The organism is Corallococcus sp. CA053C (genome assembly GCF_003611675.1).
Classification (GTDB): domain Bacteria; phylum Myxococcota; class Myxococcia; order Myxococcales; family Myxococcaceae; genus Corallococcus.
In genome coordinates this window covers 1-2,693 of record NZ_RAWA01000679.1, presented here as the reverse complement: position 1 = coordinate 2,693, position 2,693 = coordinate 1, and the positions used below count along the sequence as shown (strand labels likewise).

Annotated in this window: 3 protein-coding genes; 1 reads left to right on the top strand and 2 read right to left on the bottom strand. The window is 72.8% G+C overall.

Annotation, left to right across the window (positions count from 1 at the left end; all coding sequences use genetic code 11):
* The first annotated feature begins 249 nt into the window (after positions 1-249).
* A complete protein-coding gene (locus D7V97_RS42035) occupies positions 250-1,770 on the top strand; it encodes a peptidase M3 (protein ID WP_120616138.1) in 1,521 nt (506 codons plus the stop codon).
* A 46-nt stretch (positions 1,771-1,816) separates the two neighbouring features.
* On the opposite strand, the gene D7V97_RS42030 is transcribed toward D7V97_RS42035, so the two are convergent.
* A complete protein-coding gene (locus tag D7V97_RS42030) occupies positions 1,817-2,167 on the bottom strand; it encodes a hypothetical protein (protein ID WP_120616137.1) in 351 nt (116 codons plus the stop codon).
* A 148-nt stretch (positions 2,168-2,315) separates the two neighbouring features.
* Positions 2,316-2,693, bottom strand: a 378-nt coding sequence (locus D7V97_RS42025; RefSeq protein WP_120616136.1) for a hypothetical protein, incomplete at its 5' end; no start/stop codon positions are given.

Genomic DNA, 2,693 nt, shown 5'->3' with positions numbered 1-2,693 from the left:
ACCTCCACCAGCCGCCGCGCGTCCGCCACCGGCAGCCCCAGCTCCGCCGCCACCGCGTCCGCCAACGCGCGGCCCACGTGCGCGCCCTCGCCCCGGAACGTGCGCCGCTTCATCGCGCGCCCTCCCCTTCCACCCGGAGGGGCGTGAGGGGGGCATGCAGCCTGACGGCGGACGCGAAGCACATGGCGCGACACTCTATGCGCGCCGTCCCTGCCGTGACGCGGGCTTCCTGTTACCTTCCGCGCCGCCATGGACCGTCCCCTGCATACCGTCCGGTCTCGGCTGGATGACTTCCTCGCCGAGCTGGCCACCCTCCAGTACCGCTACGGCGCGGGCCTCTCCCCCGACCTCCCCGTCGCGAACCTCCACGCCTCGTTTCCAGAGCTGTCGTCGCTGGAGACCTTCGCCGCCGCCAATGAAGCCCTCGCCAAGGCCCGCCTTCGCGAGGACGCCCTCGCCGTGCGCCGCATCACCCTGGTGCGCGAGCTCATCGCCACCCAGGTGGAGGAGTCCCTCGCCACCCGCGCCGGGGACGCCGTCGTCGCGCTGGAGGCGCACTCGCACATCCCCGCGGACGACCAGACGCTGTCGCTCTCCCAGGCCCTCTCCCAGCTCCCCCGCGAGCAGAACCGCGCCCGCCGCGCCCTGCTGGAGCGCGGCGCCGGCAACTTCCTGTGGGAGCACCGGGGTGCCTACGGCGACCGGCGCGACGCCGCCCTCCAGGCCGCGGAGCAGCTGGGCTATGCGAACTACCCCGCCCTGCGCCAGGACGTCACCGGCATCGACGCGGGGAAGCTCGCCGAGGCCGCCGAGGAGACGCTCCGGACCACCGAGGACGCCTACCGCGACGTGCTGGGCTACGTGCTGCGCAAGATCGAGCCGAACCTGCGCGCGCTGCCCGGCGGCGAGGCCCGGCGCCATGACGTGCAGGCCGCCATGCGCGCGCCGTGGATGGACGCCCACTTCCGCCGCGAGGACACCCTGCCCGCCGTGATGCGCTGGCTGTCCGAGTGGGGCCTGCGCCCCGACGCGGGCGGACGCATCCGCCTGGACGACGAGGCCCGCCCGGGCAAGGCGTCGCGCCCCTTCGTCGCCGCGGTGCGCGTGCCGGACGAAATCCGGCTCGTCCTCCAGCCCCGGGGCGGCCTGGACGCGCTGGGCGACCTGCTCCACGAATTGGGCCACGCCTGGCACCTGGCCCACGTGGACGAGGACGCGCCCATGGAGCTGCGCCGGCTGGGGGATGCCTCCATCACGGAGGCGTACGCGACCACCTTCGAGCGGCTGCTGCTGTCGCCCGCGTGGCTCAAGCGCTACCTGCACCTGCCGTCCGGCACGGTGAAGGACGTCGTGCGGCTGTCCGCGTTCCACGCGCTCACGGTGCTGCGCCGGCACTGCGCGAAGCTGCCCTACGAGCTGTCGCTGTCCACCAAGGGCGCCTCCGCCGACCGCGCCGACGAGTACGCCGACGGCCAGCGCCGCGCCCTCTTCGCGCAGCCGCACCCGGGCTTCTTCCTGCACGACGTGGATTCGCAGCTCTACGTCACCCGCTACCTGCGGGCCTGGGCCCTGGAGCCCCGGCTCACCGCGTACCTGCTGGAGCGGTTCAACGAGGACTTCTGGCGCAACCCGGCCGCCTTCGCCTGGCTGCGGGGACTCTTCGCGCGGGGCGGCGCCATGGACGCGGAAGGACTGGCCACCGAGGTCTCGGGCACGCCGTTGGCGTTACCCGAGGCGGGAGCGCGCCTCGTGACCATCCTCAACCAGTAGGGGCTTCAAGCCCCCTGTGGCACCACCGCCACGCCCTGGGGGCGCGCTACTTCTTCTTCGTGCGCAGCGCGCGGACGATCTTGTCCTTCGTCGCGTTGGCCGGAGCCTCGGGCGTCCGGACCGCGGCGGGGGCCTTGGAGGCATTGGCCGCCGTGCGCGTCTGGCCGGTACGCGCGCGCATCGCCTTCATGAGCTGCATCTCGATGACGAGCAGCTCGTCGGCGAGCTCCGCGTTGGCGCCCGCGGCGCGAGGCAGCGGCGCGGTCGGGCTGGCGGCACCCGCGCCATGCCGCATGCGCAGGGCCTTCTCCTCCTCGGCCGTCAGCGTCGTGGACTTCTGCAGCGCTGCCTTGACCTCTTTCGCGGTCAACGTGCTACTTCCGACCTTGCGCTCCATCTCCGCTCCCTTCGTTGTGCACGCCTGAACACCCGAGCATGTCAGATGCGTCTGGGCCGCAACCGACGAGGATTGTAGGGGACGCAAGAGGGCCGTCAAAATTTCTTCCAACAGGTCGCTGCCAATCTGTAGCGACCCGCCCCACCTGCTACAGGCGCATCCCCAACCCCAGGAACACGGAGGTCAGGGTCTGCCGGTTTCCGGAGAAGGGGTCGCCGCCGGCGGAGAAGTTCTGGTAGCGCGCCTCGGCGGAGAGGAAGAAGCCCCTGCCCACCTCCACGCCCACGCCGCCGCTGAACTCCAGGCCCACCTGGAGCACGCGGCTGCCCAGCGCGTCCGGGGCCGCCGGCTGGGGCCGCGTGTGGGGCATGAGCAGGCTGACCCCCACGCCCAGGAAGGGCCGCACCCGGGTGTCCCCCAGCGGCACGAAGCGCACCGCCATGGGCGTCACCTCCGTGAGTTGCCGGCTGGACGCCAGGTGCCCGCCCACCTCCAGCACCGCCCCCGTCTTGCGGTACGCCCAGCC

Excerpts from the sequence above, each read along its gene's own strand:
- D7V97_RS42035 (WP_120616138.1), top strand. The coding sequence starts at position 250 with ATGGACCGTCCCCTGCATACCGTCCGGTCTCGGCTGGATGACTTCCTC.
- D7V97_RS42030 (WP_120616137.1), bottom strand. The coding sequence starts at position 2,167 with ATGGAGCGCAAGGTCGGAAGTAGCACGTTGACCGCGAAAGAGGTCAAG.